The sequence below is a fragment of the Paenibacillus endoradicis genome (genome assembly GCF_024721975.1).
Genome location: NZ_JANQBB010000007.1, coordinates 49295 through 68560 on the forward strand (window position 1 = coordinate 49295; position 19266 = coordinate 68560).

13 protein-coding genes and 1 riboswitch are annotated in these 19266 nt (G+C 38.8%); of the genes, 8 read left to right on the forward strand and 5 right to left on the reverse strand.

The genetic code is table 11. From position 1 onward, the window contains the following. Nucleotides 1–8 precede the first annotated feature (8 nt). Both NV377_RS20670 and NV377_RS20675 read left to right on the forward strand, forming a co-directional pair. Nucleotides 9–2138, forward strand: a complete 2130-nt coding sequence (locus tag NV377_RS20670; RefSeq protein ID WP_258202702.1) for a pectate lyase family protein — start codon at nucleotides 9–11, stop codon at nucleotides 2136–2138. A 287-nt stretch (nucleotides 2139–2425) separates the two neighbouring features. Then, nucleotides 2426–2608, forward strand: a riboswitch (cobalamin riboswitch). A gap of 151 nt (nucleotides 2609–2759) precedes the next feature. Further along, complete coding sequence (locus NV377_RS20675) at nucleotides 2760–8573, forward strand: S-layer homology domain-containing protein (protein ID WP_258202703.1); 5814 nt, start codon at nucleotides 2760–2762, stop codon at nucleotides 8571–8573. 138 nt (nucleotides 8574–8711) lie between these two features. On the opposite strand, the gene NV377_RS20680 is transcribed toward NV377_RS20675, so the two are convergent. Then, nucleotides 8712–9413, reverse strand: coding sequence for a glycosyltransferase family 2 protein (locus NV377_RS20680; RefSeq protein WP_258202704.1), 702 nt, complete (start codon nucleotides 9411–9413; stop codon nucleotides 8712–8714). A 174-nt stretch (nucleotides 9414–9587) separates the two neighbouring features. On the opposite strand from NV377_RS20680, the gene NV377_RS20685 reads away from it, so the two are divergent. The 3 genes from NV377_RS20685 to NV377_RS20695 all read left to right on the forward strand — a co-directional run bounded on the left by NV377_RS20685 (nucleotide 9588) and on the right by NV377_RS20695 (nucleotide 12498). Continuing rightward, nucleotides 9588–10364, forward strand: a complete 777-nt coding sequence (locus NV377_RS20685) for a hypothetical protein (RefSeq protein ID WP_258202705.1) — start codon at nucleotides 9588–9590, stop codon at nucleotides 10362–10364. 257 nt (nucleotides 10365–10621) lie between these two features. Continuing rightward, nucleotides 10622–11509, forward strand: coding sequence for a DMT family transporter (locus NV377_RS20690; protein ID WP_258202706.1), 888 nt, complete (start codon nucleotides 10622–10624; stop codon nucleotides 11507–11509). Nucleotides 11510–11853: 344 nt separating this feature from the next. Then, complete coding sequence (locus NV377_RS20695) at nucleotides 11854–12498, forward strand: 2OG-Fe(II) oxygenase (RefSeq protein ID WP_258202707.1); 645 nt, start codon at nucleotides 11854–11856, stop codon at nucleotides 12496–12498. 83 nt (nucleotides 12499–12581) lie between these two features. On the opposite strand, the gene NV377_RS20700 is transcribed toward NV377_RS20695, so the two are convergent. The 4 genes from NV377_RS20700 to NV377_RS20715 all read right to left on the reverse strand — a co-directional run bounded on the left by NV377_RS20700 (nucleotide 12582) and on the right by NV377_RS20715 (nucleotide 15638). After that, nucleotides 12582–12947, reverse strand: a complete 366-nt coding sequence (locus NV377_RS20700) for a GntR family transcriptional regulator (protein WP_258202708.1) — start codon at nucleotides 12945–12947, stop codon at nucleotides 12582–12584. Next, nucleotides 12947–13600, reverse strand: a complete 654-nt coding sequence (locus tag NV377_RS20705; protein WP_258202709.1) for an ABC-2 transporter permease — start codon at nucleotides 13598–13600, stop codon at nucleotides 12947–12949. Before NV377_RS20705 ends, NV377_RS20700 begins: the two co-directional genes overlap by 1 nt. Next, nucleotides 13593–14447: an ABC transporter ATP-binding protein gene (locus NV377_RS20710; RefSeq protein WP_258202710.1), complete on the reverse strand. Its 855-nt coding sequence runs from the start codon at nucleotides 14445–14447 to the stop codon at nucleotides 13593–13595. Before NV377_RS20710 ends, NV377_RS20705 begins: the two co-directional genes overlap by 8 nt. 273 nt (nucleotides 14448–14720) lie before the next feature. After that, on the reverse strand, nucleotides 14721–15638 hold the full coding sequence (locus NV377_RS20715) for a LysR family transcriptional regulator (RefSeq protein WP_258202711.1): 918 nt from the start codon (nucleotides 15636–15638) through the stop codon (nucleotides 14721–14723). Nucleotides 15639–15746: 108 nt separating this feature from the next. On the opposite strand from NV377_RS20715, the gene NV377_RS20720 reads away from it, so the two are divergent. The 3 genes from NV377_RS20720 to ald all read left to right on the forward strand — a co-directional run bounded on the left by NV377_RS20720 (nucleotide 15747) and on the right by ald (nucleotide 19077). Beyond that, the gene (locus NV377_RS20720; protein ID WP_258202712.1) at nucleotides 15747–16790 is read left to right on the forward strand and encodes a 2,3-butanediol dehydrogenase; all 1044 of its coding nucleotides are present in this window, start codon (nucleotides 15747–15749) and stop codon (nucleotides 16788–16790) included. Between the two features lie 48 nt (nucleotides 16791–16838). Further along, nucleotides 16839–17612 (forward strand): SDR family NAD(P)-dependent oxidoreductase, encoded by a 774-nt coding sequence (locus tag NV377_RS20725; protein WP_258202713.1) that lies wholly within the window; start codon nucleotides 16839–16841, stop codon nucleotides 17610–17612. Between the two features lie 328 nt (nucleotides 17613–17940). Beyond that, nucleotides 17941–19077: an alanine dehydrogenase gene (gene ald / locus NV377_RS20730; protein ID WP_258202714.1), complete on the forward strand. Its 1137-nt coding sequence runs from the start codon at nucleotides 17941–17943 to the stop codon at nucleotides 19075–19077. The last annotated feature ends 189 nt before the right edge of the window (nucleotides 19078–19266 follow it).

The following is a 19266-nucleotide window of genomic DNA, read 5'->3' on the forward strand; positions in this document are numbered from 1 at the left end:
AGGACAAGATGATGAAAAAAACTGCAAAGGTATCCAGTATAGTTTTGTTGATTTCGCTTGTAGTGTCTTTAATTACAGGTGGATTGGGAAATGCGATAGTAAAGGCTGCTGGTCTTTCAATTAATAAAAGTGGGGGCTGGAATGAAACTGCATATGTGGAATGGTCACCTGTAAGTAATGCGACGGGGTATAAGGTATATGTTAAGCCGGCAATTGCAGCGGATTCAGAGTTTCAACAAATTAGTAATGAATTAATTCGACAATACGCTTCCTATTGGAGAGCGGATGCGGTGGGGCTTGCTACTGGAGCCTATGTAATGAAAGTCGAAGCTACGCTGCCAGGCGGTTCAGTGGTAAGTGTCGTTTCCAATACGCTATCGGTAGCGTCATTTGACCGATCTGGATTTGCTTTTTCGGCTAACTCACCATATGGGACTGGTTCAGGAGCATATAATGAGGATGGAACGCTCAAGAAAGGAGCGCAAGTACTGTATATAACCTCTCAAAATGCCCAAACTGTAACACTTGGAGTGAAAAGCAACAGCTCAGGTACTATACAAACAGGTGTTGGTCTTGGTGAAATTTTGAAACTGAGACAAAAAGGTTATGATACAACACCACTAGCCATCCGAATTATTGGACAAGTTACAGCTTCTGACCTGAAAGGCCAACTTAATAGCAGCCGATATCTTGAAGTCAAAGGTAAAAACAATTATTCGGAAATGAATATTACAATTGAAGGTATCGGTAACGATGCTTATGCATCCGGTTGGGGAATACTTCTTAGATATGTTGGTAATTTGGAAGTAAGGAACCTAGGGGTAATGTTATTCCCTGATGATGGCATTTCAATGGATACGGGTAATGCGAATGTGTGGGTACACAATAATGATATTTTCTATGGATCTGCAGGAAGCGATGCAGACCAAGTCAAAGGTGATGGTTCCACAGATGTTAAAAAGGGATCAACTTATATTACAATCTCTTACAACCATTATTGGGATTCCGGAAAAGCTGCTCTAGTTGGTCTGAGCGAGTCGACGGAATTTTTTGTTACCTTCCACCATAACTGGTTCGATCATTCCGATTCTCGTCATCCCCGTATTAGAGTGGCCTCTGTTCATATCTATAATAACCTTTATGATGGAGTCTCCAAATATGGAGTCGGTGCTACCACAGGCAGTTCAGCTTTTGTAGAATCAAATGTTTTTAGACATGCTAAATATCCAATGTTAAGTTCTTTACAAGGTACTGACGCTTTAGGGGAAGGTACATTCTCAGGCGAAAATGGAGGTATGATCAAAGCATACAACAATAGTATTGTTGATGCTGCAAGTCTTATTTATGCGAACTCTGATGCTGGAACAGCTCCGGCAAAAGCAACCTCATTCGATGCATACTTAGCATCGTCTAGAAATGAAACCGTCCCAAGTTCATTCAAAACACTAAAAGGTGGAACAACATATAACAATTTCGATACAATCGTTGATACTGGAGTGAACGTATCTGACATTGATAACGTGAGCATCGTTGAACAGATTGTTATGACAGAGGCTGGACGCCTTGATGGCGGAGACTTCACATGGCAATTTAATAATTCAGTAGATGACACAGCGTCCGCTCTTAATACAGCGCTGATGTCCAAAATAAGAAGTTACACGACTGGACTTATAGCTGTAGGGGGAACCAACCCATCAGAGCCGGTTCCAACAGCAACACCGAAGCCAACGACAACACCAGTACCAACAGCAACACCGAAGCCAACGGCAACACCTGCACCAACAACGACTCCGGTGCCGCCAACTGAAGCATATGTTCATAACTTCACGACAGATGGTACTACAAGCGACTTCTTCAATATTCAAGGAAATCTCTCAACCAATAAGGGGACCGTATTACATAATGGTCTGGCACTTACTCAAAGTCTAAAAATAGAGAGTTCAACCAGCATTGGTTTTACGATTGCTAAAGATTCAACCTTAACATTAGTGTCTAATTTAGCAGATGGAACCAAAATCAAGGTAGATGGAATAAGTTACTCCATGACTAATGGTGTTGTCAGTGTACCACTTGCGCCAGGTGAGCATGTCATTACAAAAGATAGTGCTATGAACCTGTATTACATGCAGATAGATTGAGTTGTTTTAATAATCTTGCTGCCACATCTTAGAGTTATTGAGATGTATTCGACTTCCCTCCTTGAGAGCATAAAAACTGCTTGGACATACTAATTAACGATTGCACTCTATCCATAAATGGGGTATTCTTCAATAAGCGACCAATTAGTATTTTTGAGTCGCATAAGAATTATAGTAGAATCTAGTAAGTTAGTAGAAACTACGAGAAGGAATAGATCAGTAGTACATTCCTTTTTTGAAAGGATAGTTTTCGCCGAAGTTTGAAGTCGGCAATATCAACTACAACTTCATATACTTAAGTAAATGGTGCTGTTTTACACAGCTTAATATGGAAGATCAGTGCAAATCTGACGCGGTCCCGCCACTGTAATGCTGAGTATGCTAACGTGTTTCCACTGTATGATATACGGGAAGGAGTTAGTCATACGATGAAGCTAAGCCAGGATACATGCCATTTATTTTTTTCTGCGATTTCACGAGGATGGAAGGAGAGATGTTTAACTGTGCATCTATATGGGCATTAGTATGTCCTTATGTCGGTTTGTCAAACACCTTTCACAATAACTAGTGATAGGTGTTTTTTTGTTGTACAAAAATAAATTAAGATTTAGGAGATGGATTATGTTACTGCAAAAAACAGGAAAGAAATTGATGGCATTATTCTTAACTTTACTAATGATATTTTCATTGTTGGGCCCAACAACTGCGTTGGCAGCAGAGGGGAATTCAGGTGGAGCAGGGAACAAGGGATATGTAACGGTATCTGTTGAGAAATTCACATTGGGACAAGGTTATATCGTTGAGCCGATTCGTGTTCCTTATCAAGAGGGAGACAATGTGGCAGCAGTTATTTCAGAACTTTTAGGAGACAACCGCTACAAACATGAAGGCAGCGTAGAGAACCGTTTCTATTTGTCTAGCGTATCCGATCCCGATGCTGGTGAAGTTAATATTCCCGCCTACATCTTGCAAGCCATTGGAGGAGCAGGGGAGGTCGGCGATAGGTCGGACGCGGATTGGTTAAGCGAATTTGATTACACCACCCAGTCGGGATGGATGTTCGCAGTCAACCATTCCATACCGGATGTAGGAGCTTCGGAAAATTATGTTGAGAACGGAGATGTCATTCGTTGGCAATATACTGTTTACTTAGGGAAAGATATAGGAAGTTACGATGGTCTTATTGATCCTTCCAACAAGGATGCATTAACTGAAAAAGTAGCAGAGATTAATAGCGCAATTGATAAATCAGAAATCCTTGCTGATGATGCAGTTAAAGTCGCATATGATAACGCTTATGATGCACTTACGGATATGGAAAGCAGTCAGTCTGACGTTGACACCGCACTAGAAGAATTAGTTGAAGCACTCGGTGAGAGTAGTGAACTTAATACGACTGAGTTGGAAACTTCCATAGAAGCAGCAGAGTTAGATAAAGCCTCTGTTAAAGTAAGTGCAGATGGATATGATGTAAGCGCAACAGATTATTGGGTCGTCGAGGATGAGCTTGACGCCTTGGTAGAAGTGATTGTATCGGCTCAACAGTTAGTCGTTGACTCTAATGCCTCACAAGAAGAAGTAGATGCAAAGGTATTAGCACTCGATCAAGCTCATGCGGTCTTCAATAATGCAAAAAAACAAGGTCTATTGGAAGAGGGAACAGAGCCTTCATTTAATATTACGTTTACGGTAGCACCTAAAACGACTAAGCTAGAGCTCGTCAATTCCAAAGATCAGCTTGTAGATATAGGTGAAGGTGAAGAGGGAACTTATAAAATATATAAAGCTACTCTGCCTGCCGGTGAATATCGCTATAAAGGGATTGACGCTAGCGGGAACAGTATTGGCGAAGGTAAGTTAACTGTAACGACGGAAGAGAACCAAACATTTGGATTCCGTCAATTGAATCTTAAAGCTAGTAATTCAGGATGGAACGCTGATGTGGATTATTCGGCAAAGATTGCTCAGGATACTCCAAGCGACACGTCCCTAACTTTGGGAACGAAGACGTCTACGGGTCAATATCCAGCACTCGTTCTTACGGGGAATACATATTTTTACTCTTTTGAGCCAAGCGAAGCGCGTGAAATCGAAGGTTATATTACACTTAGTAACAGCGTAACGGTCACATTATCTACTCAAGCACAAGCGGTTACTGGAGCGATTCCTTTATCGCGAATCATTACTTTTACGGTGCCTGAAGAAGCTACACTTTTTGTAGGTAGAAAAATCAAGCATTTTGTTTCGTTTGAAAAAGTCGAACCTCTGGAGACGACGATTCAGGACGGTAAGCGAGTGTCAAGATATAAGCTGGTCAATAGTCAACAATATAACTACCGGGTAAGTCAAGAAGGTAAGCTTACAAACACCGGGATATTTAATGCAACGGAAGCGAATGCGGTTATGGAGGTTACGGAACAACAATTAGATGTTCTTTCGCCGAATTCGATTCTAAACCGAGGAACTTATTTAGAAGGAAATATCTATCTTAATATTAATGAACAAAATCATTTGAAGTTGACAGCGCCGGGAGATGAATTCAATTTATTAACTTTGCGGAGCTGGCAAGCTTTAATTGAAGGAATCAGTAATTACTTCTTTGAACCTGATTTTCATTATGAAATTATTTCTGGTCACGATGTCATTGATATAGATGAAGGTGAACCTGGCAGCTATTCAACGATCCGTGCGAAAGAAAACGGAACAGCGATTGTTAAAGTGACTTACGATGCTCTAAAGGTAAACGGATCGAGTTATATTAAAGATGCAAATGATGCATTCAGTGCAATTTGGCCAGAAAATGTCGGTTTGTTTGTTGTCACGGTAGGTCAAGACGAGTCAGGTATTTCTACTGGTATCGAGAGCAACAAGGCACTTAATCAGAAGGTCAATGAGGGTAAAACGGGAAATCAAGTCATGAACCTTCAAAACGGTGCTTTCGATGCGGATATCGATAGTGTGTACTTTGTGGATACTGAGCCTGGAGCTACCTATACGTTTACTCCTTCCGCAGATAGTGAAGTCAGTGTTCTTCGTCCTGAAATCAATCATGCGGCTGGAACGGTATCTTATGGAGATGGTACATTCTCCACAGAAAATGTAACCTCAAATTCTGATGGATCGTTCAGTATGCTGCTGACGGAAGGTCGCAACATTGTCAAGATCGAAAGAGATGGCTTATCCGAATACCAAGTGATGACGGCAAGGCCATTAACGATAATTATTGAAAATGTGACTCGACCGGAAGAAGAAGCGGGACCTGGAGATCGAGTGAAAGTTATATTGCAAGGGCTATCGTTCCCTGCCAACAAACTATCGGGTATTTATAATTTTAATGCTCAGCTAAACTTTATTGCAGGACCTAATCGGACGCTGATTACCAGTGTTGCTAAACAATATAACATTACGACACAGGGCAATAGTGTAGAATTCACGGTGCCTCAAGATCTGCAAGGTGGATATAGTCTTAATGATGGCTATCTTAAATTGGGCTTTTACGGAAGTCCTATTGGGGATCATCGTAATATTGACCCGATAATAGGGGCTAATCCTAACTTTACGGCTTTGGGCAGAGAAGGATATTATAGTATTTTTCCAAAAATTGTAATTGTGAAGGAAGCAGATAAAGCTTCTCTGCAGCTTGCAGTTGACGATGCCAAGGAACAACTGAAATCAGTATCCGTGAGCACAGACGGAAGCGATGTACTTCAAAGCGACTATTGGGTGATAGAAGAAGTATTCAGTCAATTATCACAACTTAGTGAATCTGCCCAAGCTTTAATAGTTGATGAAAATGCAAGTCAGGATAAAGTTGATGCCAAAGTACTTGCTCTAGACCAAGAACTAGAAGTGTTTAACAATGCGAAACAATTAGGCTCGAAAAAAGAAGCTATAAATGTAAACGAACAATTGAACAAGCATTTAGCTTATTTGGTTAACAGCGTAAACAATCCTACATTCGGCACGGGCGGTGGGGAATGGAGTATTCTTTCTCTTGCTCGCGCGCAATATGAGGTACCAGAAGGTTATTACGCTACTTATTATAAGAATGTAGTTCGCGAGGTAGAAAGATTAATGCCTGCAGGAAAGTTACATTCTGCAAAAGGCACGGAGCATTCCAGATTGATCTTAGGTCTTACGGCAATCGGTAAAGATATTAATAACGTGGCGGGTTATGATATTAGCGCAGCATTAGCTGATTTTAATTACGTGACCAAGCAAGGGATTAATGGGCCAATCTTTGCGCTGCTTGCGCTCGATAGCCATCAATATGATATTCCCGTGCAAAATGGGGTTACAAATTCAACAACGCGCGATAAGCTGATTGACTTTATTATCAAAAAGGAAGTTGCCGGCGGAGGTTGGTCTTTGTCGGGCGCTGCCGATCCGGATATTACCGCAATGGCGCTTCAAGCTTTAGCTCCGTATTACGAGGGGCAGGAAGATGTTAAAGCTGCTGTAGATCGTGCAATTGTTTGGCTTTCATCTGTTCAGAATGAGGCAGGCGGTTACTCGAGTAGTGGCGCAGAAAACGTCCAAAGCGTAGCCCAAGTAATCGTTGCTTTAACTAGTCTCGGTATTGATCCGCATACAGATGATAGATTCAACAAGAACGGCTATTCCACAGTTGACAATTTGCTAACCTATGCAGTACCGACTGGTGGATTTGTTCATCCAAAAGGCGGCAAAGTGGATGGCATGGCAACAGACCAAGGCACCTATGCCCTTGTCGCTTATAGCCGTTATCTAGACGGAGAAACTAGTCTATATGATATGACAGATGTTGTTATTGATGTGACTGAACCGAATGGTACTATTCACCTTCCGGGTGACGGTCAGCCTGTCGTTATTCCTAACGATGGCAAGGACTACACGATACGCGTGACAGGTGCGGATAGCGAGAAGCAGGTGTCGATCGAGCTACCTGATTCTGCGCAAGCGAGAACATTTATTGATTTGCCAGCTAATGTGGCGTTACCAAAATTGTCTATCTCGAGAGGTGGCATTACTGCCGAAATCCCTCAAGGGATTATCATGGATGGCGGGTTGCATCAACTACTAGAACTGATTACGTTTAATAATAAAAATGATGCTACACTTAAGACGAATCTTATCGGTATAATCAATTCGAATCAACAATTAGATAGTGTTCATGAGTTCTTTACAATCGGTGGAGAACATTCAATTCACTTTACGAATGGATTTGTTAAGTTTACCTTTGCAGGAATGAAGGGCAAGGAAGTCGCATTTATTGAAAATGGCAAGCTTACCCCGATTCAAAGGTTTGCTAGCGACCAAGAAGGTTTGAAGAGCGGAAAGCATGAGTATGCGTATGAAAGTGGCAGTGATCTCATTGTTAAGACAAATCACTTCACAGACTTTGTCGTCTATTCTGTTAAGGACAAAACCACTGGTGGTGGAGGACTAGAACCAGCAAAAGCAACGATTCAATTATCGATTGATAAGCTAACGATTAATAAAGGTTATGTATTATCACCAACAATGGTTGAATTTACTCTAGGCGAATCAGTTTGGGATGTTTTGAAGAGAGAGATGGACAATCGCGGTATCGCTTATGAAAACTCCTTCTCAGATAAATACAACAGCGTCTATATTGAGTCCATTGCTGGCGATGGAGAATTTGATCATGGTAGTGGCAGTGGTTGGATGTATAGTGTCAATAATGTTTGTCCAAATTATGGCGCTAGTCAGTATAAGCTGAAGCAAGGTGATAAAGTAGAGTGGCGCTATACGACCAATTTAGGTAAAGATTTGGGTAATTGTAGTCCAGTAGTGGAAGAGGAACCGGGTACGGGCGGCAACGGTTCAGGTGACGGTGAAAGTGTACCTGGCACGAACGAACCTGAGAAGGAACCAAAAGTTTTGGCAGACTTCTATACGGATAGCGCAAATGTATCTTCATGGGCTTATGATCTGGTATTGGAAGCAACAGAGAAAGGATTTATTCAAGGGTCTAACGGCAGATTGAATCCAAAAGACGAGATTACTAGGGCTGAATTTGCCAAGTTGATCGTCGAAGTCTTTAACGTTCAAACAGACGGAGAGACATCAAATCCATTCCTTGACGTTGAGGCTACGAAATGGTTCTATCCATACGTCAATACGGCGTATGCAGCTGGAATTGTGACCGGGTACAAGGATCAATTCCTACCGAACGACACGATTACAAGAGAAGAAATGGCGGTCATGATTGCAAGAGCAATGAAGCGGGAGCCTGCTCAGTCTAGCGTTAGTTATCAAGACCGTGACCAAATTGCATCATGGGCACAGGGACATGTTGCGGATATTTCCTCGTTAAACATTATGACTGGTTATAATGAGCAATTTAATCCGAAGGGTGTTGCGACGAGAGAGATGGCTTTCGTTGTTGCGATGAGAGCATACCAATACAATAAGAGTCAAGAAGTGAAATAGAAAATAAAAACCTCGACCGCATGTGGTCGAGGTTTTTATTTTAAATAATAAAGGTGCAATAGTGGAGATCAATATAGCCCTCTCTTTAATAGGGTTTTAACATAGCTAATTAGTGAAAACTATTATTGTCCAGTTCACTTAATATTTCCGCACGGCGTAATTTTTGAAATTATTAGTAACTGCAACAGGCTGGCCACCGTTTAGAAACTCTTTATCGCTTACTTGCCAAGTATGAGTACTTTTGTTTTTTCGGCGAATGTAGACGTAATTGTGGGGAGAAGTAGCGTAAATAGTATAACCTTTCTTAGAGCAATCTTTTAAAAATTTGACGTCCTCGCCAACCGAGCGATCTGAGAAGCGCACTTTCTTGAGGATGCTCTTCCGAATCAAGAGAGTTCCTCCTTGAATGAAATCTACAGATTTATTCTTTTCATAAGGAGACCGAATGAGAAGTTTTTTACTTGCAGTCAGATAGACATAACATGCGTGCTTACCTACTACTGGGCTTCCTGTACGAAGGAGAACTTTGACTTGCTCGCCTAAATAGTATGGCGAATAATAATCATCGTTATCAAATTTAGCAACTAGGGGATATTTGGACTTGCCGATACCAAAATTTAAGCATTTACCAAGCGAGATTCGCTCTTGCAACTTATAGATGGTGACGTCGGGATACATGGCGGTTTTTTTCTGCCATTCCTTTAAACTGATGCTGTCTTTATTAATTATGATAATTAATTCTTTTCGCTTATAGCGCTGATTATGGTAATTGTTCAAGATGTTCTTGAGAAAATCTGGATGATTCGTGCATGTGATAATAGATACACCTGGATCTGACAATATTTTACTCCTCCATTCGTTTACTACATTAAATTCTTTATTGCATAATATTCAAACCTATAGAAAGCTGCTTGGACGATCGTAAATAGTTCCAAAAGATAATAACCTGTATTTAAATACATAAATTGACAGATGATGTAGTGTCATATATCATTGGGAACTGGAGGGGATCATATGTTATTTCTAGCTGTACTATGTATTAATATAATGCTAGGTATGTTTGTACCGTATATTCTCGTCTATGCTTTCATTGTCCAACCAATTCAAAAGAAAAAGCGGGATAATGAACCTCAATTACGCAAGAGAAAGAAAGAGCAGGGAAGTCTGAAATCGATAATAGGTAATATTGTTATAGCTGTGTTCGTTATGGGGGGGATATTGGCACTTGGTGTTCTAACCTGGTCGTTAGCAATGCCTCACTGGAAGGACATACCCTCTATTCTCCTTAAGCAATACGAAGAGAAAACAGGTACAGTAACTGACATCGAATATGATTGGGAGAGAGATTCTAGAAAATCGTGGGGGTTTGACCATGTAAAGCTTGATGGTAAACGATTTTCGTTTGAGGGTTTGGAGCTAGATTATATTAATATCGGTGATGAGGTTACGGTACAATATCTAAAACATTCAAACTACGTTATACGAATTACCGATCAGGAGGGTAATGTAATTAAGCATACTTTTTCTAAGTTATCATTTCTGATTACAGTCTTTATTTATATTTTACTGACCGCAATATATTTTTATAGGAAAAAGCGGTTGAAAATCATCAATAGTGCATGGAGTAAACGGAAGGTTATTGTTACGATTAGTTTTCATACAATAACTATTCTCATACTTATAGTCTCCTGCTATTTCTTTCAACCACAAGCACTTCTAGTCGTTTTGGTGGTGCATTTCTTGATGCATTATATTCAAGCGGACGGCGGTATAAGGTCGAAAATTGTATAGCTGCACGTAAATTCTCCTATAACGTTTTTGTATTTCGTAGGGATGGAATAGAGGTAAAGCATATATTGGATATTAATCCCATTGTAATTTTGTGCATGAATAATGCATTGAGGTTATAATGAATATAAAGAACAACCGATGCTTACTGACCGTCAGTACAATAGACCGCGTACCTTACGATGGCCGGTCTATTTTTTTGTTTTAAAGGGTACTTAGGGGCAAGTTGAACAGCAGGAATTATTGAAAGGTGATTATTAATGTTTAAAGCTTATGGTTGGCTCACGTTTTGTGTAGTCATATGGGGTAGTAATTTTGTATTTGGCAAGATGTTAGTTCAAGACTTTTCCCCTAGTCTGTTAACATCACTACGGCTTTTATTTATTGTCATGTTTTTAGTTGGAGTAACTTCTTATAAAAAGCATTTCAAGCGAGTGTCTAAATTCGATTTATTATTCATATTATTTCTAGGTGTAATTGGTGTATTTATAAATCAGTGGTCCTTTTTCAAAGGGTTACAAACAGCTGATCCAACAACATCTGCAATTATTTTAGCTATGACTCCAATTTTAACTGGCTTGTTAGCAGCTCTATTTCTAAAGGAAAAATTAACGATCCGTATGTTAATGGGGTCAGTACTTGCGATCATAGGTATTTATTTTGTCGTTGTAAAAGGTAATTCGTCCTCTTTACATATAGATAAAGGACTAATATGGATTGTCTTAACGATGATAACATTCGCCATTATGATTATTATTACTAGGGTACTTTCGCAACGAATAGACCCACTCACAATTACTTTATATTCGAATCTGGTGGGTTTTATTGTGTCGATCCCGTTTGCTATTTCACTAGAAGCTCCATTACGAATGAGCACAAATATTACGGATTGGGCGATGCTGATCGGAACTGCGGTTGTTGTACATGGAATAGCGACACTTATTTGGAATAATAATATTCGACATGTTGATGCTTCTAAAGCATCGGTATTATCTAATTTAGAGCCTTTTGTAGCGATGATTATGGGATTAATATTATTGTATAAGCCAATTACAGGTGTAGAAATACTAGGGTCTTTGTTTATTCTAGCGGGAGTTATGCTATCAACGTATCAACGTACAATGCGAGATAAGCGATCGGTGGGCTGATACTATATTGAATCTACGTAGGGAATATCAATACTTACTTTCTCCTCCACAAATATGTAGAACCCTGATCTCAAAAGATCGGGGTTTTTATATACCATCCATGATTTATTTGTTGAAACTTTTAAATAAAAGAAAATTATTTGGGTGACGCCACATCTGTAACACCGGCAGGAAGACGTATACGACATTGTAATATGGCTTCGTGATATTCTGAGATTAATAGGGAACTTAGAATATGATATTGATGGTTGTACTAATATTTTGATTTTTCTGAAATTAGTTAGAGTAATTAATTCCATTTTATGGTATTCTAATGAGTGTCATAATATAGGGGATGTATAAGGATGATAGGGAATACGATAGAAAAAGAACAGACGATTTTTGATCATGTTGGAAATACGATTAAGACAGAAGATCGAGAGATTCGAATTGTTGCCAAGTATGAGGTACCACTAGTTGTCGTTTTAGGGAATGTGCTTAGCGATGAGGAATGTGACGAACTAATTAATCATTCTAGAGAACAATTACAACGTTCAAAAATAGGTGGCAATCGTGAAGTCAATCAGATTAGAACGAGTAGCGGGGTATTCGTTGAGGAGAATGAGAAGATTACAAAAATCGAGAAGAGACTCTCTCAAATTATGAATATTCCTATCGAGCATGGTGATGGCTTACAAATTCTACAGTATACACCTGGTCAAGAGTATCAACCTCATTATGATTTTTTCGCAGAAACGAGTCGAGCAAATACCAACAATCGAATTAGTACGCTCGTAATGTATTTGAATGATGTAGAAGAAGGCGGAGAAACAGCATTTCCAATGCTTAATTTTTCTGTTTTTCCTAACAAAGGTATGGCAGTCTACTTCGAATATTTTTACAATAACGATGAATTAAATGATTTCACCTTGCATGCAGGTACACCAGTGATCAAGGGTGAAAAATGGGTTGCAACGATGTGGATGAGAAGACAAGCTCTTCGCGTCTAACAGCAAAAACACCATCCGCATGAGGATGGTGTTTTTGTTGTTAATATAAAATTGTTGATGTAGTAGACATGAGATTGGATAAATTAATAAACCTTTTTCAATAACTCAATAACCTCTTCTATGGTGACACCAAAAGATTTATAATATGAAGCGCTCTCGACCATTTGCTTCAAGATCATCTCATTTCGTTTTTGAAGCATATCATCGGGTGAAAGTTCGGCTACAAAGCATCCTTTACCAGTTACTGTATAGATAAGACCAGATCTTTCAAGCTCTTCCCAAGCTTTTTTCACAGTGATAATGCTTATCCCAAGTTCTATAGCTGCTTGTCGTATTGGTGGTAAACTATAGCCAGATTCTAACTCACCCTTTAGAATTTGAGAGCTAATTTGTTCAAAAAGTTGCTGATAAATAGGTTTTTCAGATGTGTTGGAAAGTGCGATGTTCATTATATTTCTACTTTCTTAAATTGTTTAATAGAAATATTATAAGCGATAATGGTAAATGTTGCGAATAATGCAATCCCTGCGAGTAGAATAGATATTTGTAATGGAATGTTCTCAGCACCACTACCCTTGAAAAGGTCAAAAACTACTGAATTTTGTATTCCCAACCATTCTGCCCCTCCAGCAAACAGTATAGCTGCTGCGATGGATGTGAACGCTGCTGCGCCATATTTATATGCTGTCTTGTAATACATAGAGAAAAAGATAATGTTAAAGATCGCAAGCATGACAAAACATAGTCCCCAAAAACCTAAGGTTGGTTCAAAGAAAAAGTAGATCAAATTAGGATATAAGCGAGTGCTTATCATACCGAAGATAACTGCAATAACGATATGCAATAATTCAAGAATGACAACGACACCTATTTTTGCTTTCACAATATTGTTTTTTGTAACAGGTAACATCATCGTAAACATCAAATCATTTTGTGATTTGAACACCCCAAACATATTAGGCACTGTTATAAAACAAAAATATAAGATGACAAGAAAGTATAACCAACTCGGAATGAGCATTAAGGCTCCAGTCAAGAAGGGTAATGCATAAAAAAAAGGACTTACTCCGAGTTTTAATTCTTTCATTAGTAAGTTATACATACATATCCTCCTTCTTTGATACATAGATCATAATGTCTTCGAGATTAGGCAAAGTTGATTTAATATCGGAAGAAGTATCGAAATCTTTAGTATGAATCAATCCTGTAAAGCCAAATGAATTTGTTTTGTAGGATATTAACTGGTCTTTAACTTCAGAAAGTTGACTTTCTTTACCGTTTATCAAGCGGTACGAGTTAATGAAGTCTTCTTTTTCGCAGCTATTGATAATTTGTCCTTTGTGTATAAAAGTTATATAATCAGCACATTTTTCTAAATCTGAAGTGATATGAGTTGAAAAGAGAATGCTAATTTCCCCTGGTTCTACTAACTCCTGGAAAATGGTTAATAGTTCCCCTCTTGCAACTGGATCTAGTCCACTAGTTGGTTCATCTAAAATGAGAATTTTCGCTCCGTGGGATAAAGCAAGAGCCAAACTATACTTTACTTTCATACCAGTCGATAACTGGACTATTTTTTTATTTTCATCCAAATGGAATCTTTTTAAATAACTGTAATAGGTTTCATCATCCCAATTCTCATAAAATCTCTTAATTACATTAGTTAATGTTTTAATTTTGCTGCGAGTATAAAAATCAATCCCGCCGAATGAGAAACCAATCTCTTGCTTCAACTCAATCTCATGCTTTATGGCATCCTTGCCTAAGATGCTAATTTCTCCACTATCGATTTGAATGATATTCAGGATTGATTTAATCGTTGTTGTTTTTCCCGCACCATTGGCTCCGATAAAACCCATAATATAGCCCATTTCTAATTGCAAAGATATATCTTTCAATTGAAAATTATCATATTTCTTATTCAGGTGCTTAATATCTAACGCTAGCATATAACAACCTCCTTGTTAACTGTGTATATTGTGTATACCGTGCATACACAATATATCACCCTATAATAACGATGTCAACAATTGAATAAAAATCCATTTTTACGAAGTTGAATGATTAGTTGCATCCTCGTGGAAAAACACCATCCACATGTGGATGGTGTTTTTGTGTTGTTTATAAAGATGACATCGTTGTTAATTACTAACTGAAATGATGATAGTAATTCTATTATTAGAGTGGAATGAAGTGATGTTGAATCGAGTATTAGAAGTGAATTAGACCATGCTACTATGTTTGATCAAGATTTGATTAATTCCCTCGATATAAAGTTTTGCTTCGCTTGATAGTTTATAATCATTCTTTCTCACCCAGCCAAATCTGAAAGAGGAATCATAGAAATTGTCTAAACTGTAAGCTTTCATTTTACTTCTTGAGAATTCAGAGTTAAACAAGGTAGATATATCATGTCCAAGCGTAATGGCACCAAACTCGAACACAGCATTAGATATTATATCTACATTCGTTGTTTTTAAGAAAATATCTACCGGTCCGTATTTTCTTTGGAAATTGGCAATGAAATCTTCTACATATTCATCTTTGTATAACACAAACGTTTGCTTCTTCAAAAAATCTGCAGTAATTTCATTTCCGCTGCCAGGTATCTCTAATTGCTTTGATGTGAAGATCAAAAGTTCCCCATTTATAATGGGTGTAAAGCTAAGTTCGCTCAATGAATCAATGCTGGCTTTATTTATCGCTATAAATCCAATATCTGCGATATCATTTTTAATATCCCTTATTATTTTTGTGCTCGATTTCTCGTTTACCTCTATATTTAGACTTGTTTTCTTATTTTTGAATGAAAAGTATGTATCAATTAATGGAACGGTCAAACCCGGAATTGCTGTTATACGTAGCAAATCGTCTTTGTTATTATTTTGTTTGTATGCTTCCTCTTTGATCTGGTAAATGGCATCTAAAGCATGAAGCGCTTTTTCAACGATTTTATCACCCTCTTTAGTTGTCACAGCTCCTGTTCTCGTGCGCTCAAATATTTTCATATTTAGTTCAGATTCTAATCGTGTTATCGCTTGGCTCAATGCGGATTGGCTAATATTTAAAGTCTTAGAAGCTTCAGCTAATGATTTTCTATTTGCCACTTCCACGATATAGGTTAGTTGTTCAATGTTCATCTCATCACACCTTAAGTAAAAGTTAATACATCTTAAATTATATTAACTTTTATTTATAATTACAAACTTTTATACTAATATTGTAAATATAAATTAGGAGTTGATTACATGCGGGCAGCAGTATTGCACAATAGTAAAGATATTCGGGTAGAACAGGTGGAAGAACCACAAGTTTCATCAGGTCAAATAAAGGTTAAAGTAGAATGGGCGGGGATTTGCGGAAGTGATCTTCATATCTACTTACACGGCTTATCTATGGAAGCGCATCCATTAACTGGTCAAAAGCCGCCGCTTACATTAGGTCACGAATTTTCGGGGAAGATTGTAGAGGTTGGTGAAAATGTGACTAGCCATCACATTGGGGAAAGAGTAGCCATTGAACCTTTAATCTATTGCGGAGAATGCTACGCATGCAAGCGAGGTTATTACAATCAATGCAATAAAGTGGGCTTTATCGGAATCAATCGTGATGGCGGCTTTGCCGAGCATGTCATCGTTGAGGATAATATGGTTCATACGATTCCTGACCAAGTGTCTTTTGAAGAAGGCGCTTTGGTTGAACCAACTGCTGTTTCGTTGTATGCAGTAAGAGAGAGTAGACTTAAAGCAGGGGATTCGGTAGCTATCTTTGGAGCAGGGCCAATCGGCTTGTTGACATTATTGTGTGCAAAAGCAGCGGGTGCTACACAAATCATTGTCATCGATTTGTCTGTTGAACGTTTGAACAAAGCAAAGGAATTAGGTGCTACCACTGTTATTGAAGGAAATCGTGACGATATTGTCGCAACTATACATCAATTGACTCATGGCGGAGTTAGCGTAGCATACGAATGTGCTGGCGTACAGCCAACGATGACAAATGCTATTGCATCTGTGAAACAAGGCGGGCAAGTTATGGCCATAGCGAACTTTGCCAAGCCGGTAAGTATTGACATGGGGCTATTAATGTTTAATGCGTCTGAGATAACATCTAGATTGGCTTATCGGCATATTTTCCCGGAAGTTATTGAAATGATTGCTACGGGAAGACTTGATGTAAAACAAGTCATTACGAAGAAAATCGATCTGGATAATATTGTTGAGGAAGGTTTTAATGAGCTAATTAACGATATTAAACAAGCTAAAATTTTAGTCAGACCGTCCGTTCAGTAGAGCTTTCGCAATGAAAAGTATCAATAATCTGATTTGAGAGGGAGATGGATGATGAGCAATTTAACTGGAAAAGCGGCTATTGTCACTGGAGGGGCGTCAGGAATTGGCTATGCGATTGTTCAGCGTTTATTGGCGGCTGGAGTTAAAGTCGCAGTCGCTGATTTGAATAAAGACAAGCTTGCAGAATTGGAGGAAGCTCATAAAGGAAACTTAATCGGTTGCGTTACCAATGTGACTAAAGAATCCGATATTGAGGTTCTTGTTCAACAGACGGTTGATAATTTCGGTCGACTTGATTTTGCTTTCAATGTTGCAGGTGCATCTAAAGCGGGTGCTATCGTCGATCAAAGCGAAGAGGACTGGGATTTCACTGTTGATTTATGTTTGAAGGGTGTATTTCTATCGGTGAAACATGAAGCGAAATATATGAAGGATCATGGTGGAGGGGCAATTGTAAACGTTGCTTCATTAAACGCCCATGTTCCAATGTTTTATGGTGCAGCATACTCTTCTGCAAAAGCAGGAGTGGAAATGCTAACGAAAAATGCCGCTCTAGAGCTGTCGCAATTTAACATTCGCGTAAATGCCATTTTACCAGGATTGGTTGCGACTCCTCTTACAAACGGGTTGACAAGTGTTGATGTTATTAATCAAGCCTACATGGAACGAATTCCAATGAAACGTGCTGCAGAACCAGATGAAATGGCTGGTCCAGCTCTATTTCTAGTAAGTGATGATGCTACTTATGTTAATGGAGCAAGCTTACTTGTAGACGGAGCATGGGCTGTAACGGGCTATCCTGATTTGAGCAAGTTTATATAAAAGTATACACTTCCCTTTTAAAACATCATCCGCATGAGGATGGTGTTTTTTGTTATAAAGCTTGCACCGATTCCTTGGTCTAACAATGTCACTGGGTAAAGAGCACATAGAGCATCGATGAATAGGCATTTAATCAGAAAAAAGCTACCCGTATGAAGAAGTGTGACGCTGCAGATAATAATCCTAGTGAAAAGGATATTCTAAAAAACAATTTGTAATTAATATTGTTTATTGTTAACAGTCATGGTTTGTATCAATTTTTAAAATTAATGATGGGGATCTTATTACTATATTGCATTATATAAAAATAAATAGGAGTGTGTCGATCATGATTATTGGTGTGCCAAAAGAAGTTAAGAATAATGAAAATCGAGTAGCAATTACACCAGCAGGTGTTATTTCATTCGTTAATGCTGGACATGAGGTATGGATTGAGAATGGTGCAGGATTAGGCAGTGGGATTACGAATGAAGCATACAGTCAAGCTGGAGCAAAAATTGTTGCTTCCGCAAGTGAAGCTTGGTCTGCAGATATGGTTATGAAAGTAAAAGAGCCGCAACGAGAAGAGTTTTCATACTTCCGTGAGAATCTAATATTATTCACGTATTTGCATCTTGCAGCAGAGCCTGCTTTAACACATATGCTTATCGAGAAAAAAGTGACCGCGATTGCTTATGAAACGATTCAATTAGACAATGGTGCTCTGCCTTTATTAATACCGATGAGTGAAGTTGCAGGGCGGATGTCTGTTCAAGTGGGGGTACATTGTTTAGAAAAGTTCCAAGGAGGAAAAGGGATTTTAATTAGTGGTGTACCAGGCGTGAAGGCAGCCAACGTCGTTATTATTGGCGGTGGGGTTGTAGGAATGAATGCTGCAAAAATGGCAGTTGGACTTGGCGCTAAAGTAACGATTCTTGATGTTAACCCCGAGCGACTTAGACAACTAGATGATATGTTTGAGGGACGTGTACAAACATTAATCTCTAATCGTTTCCATATTACTGAAGAAGTAAAAAAGGCAGATTTACTAATCGGAGCAGTATTAATTCCTGGTGCTAGAGCACCTCAGCTTGTAACGGAAAGTATGATCAAGGACATGGAAGCGGGCTCTGTTGTCGTTGATGTTGCGATTGATCAAGGTGGTTCAATTGAAACGATAGATCATATCACGACGCATGATCAGCCTACTTATGTAAAGCATGGCGTTGTTCATTATGCTGTTGCTAATATGCCTGGTGCGGTTGCAAGAACGTCCACATATGCTTTGTCAAATGTAACAAACCCATATGGTGTCTATATTGCTAACCAAGGCTTCACTCAAGCAGTATTGAATAATGCGGCTATCGCGAAAGGGGTAAATACGTATAGAGGTGAAATTACATTCAAAGCTGTTGCTCAATCATTAGATCTATCTTATACGGCAATTGATGAATTAGTTTCACGCACATCCGTAACGGTATCCTAATATAACGAGAGGAGAGGATTTCATTGGAAACTACAACAGTAAAACTCTTTAGGAAAGTTAAAAATGAGAACATCTGTATTTTAGGATGTTCTCATTTTTTTGCTTCAAGCATTTTCATGATAGAATACATTGCTAAGTCCTTTAAATACATTTGAATAGAAGATAGCATCCACGCAGGTACTTATCCTT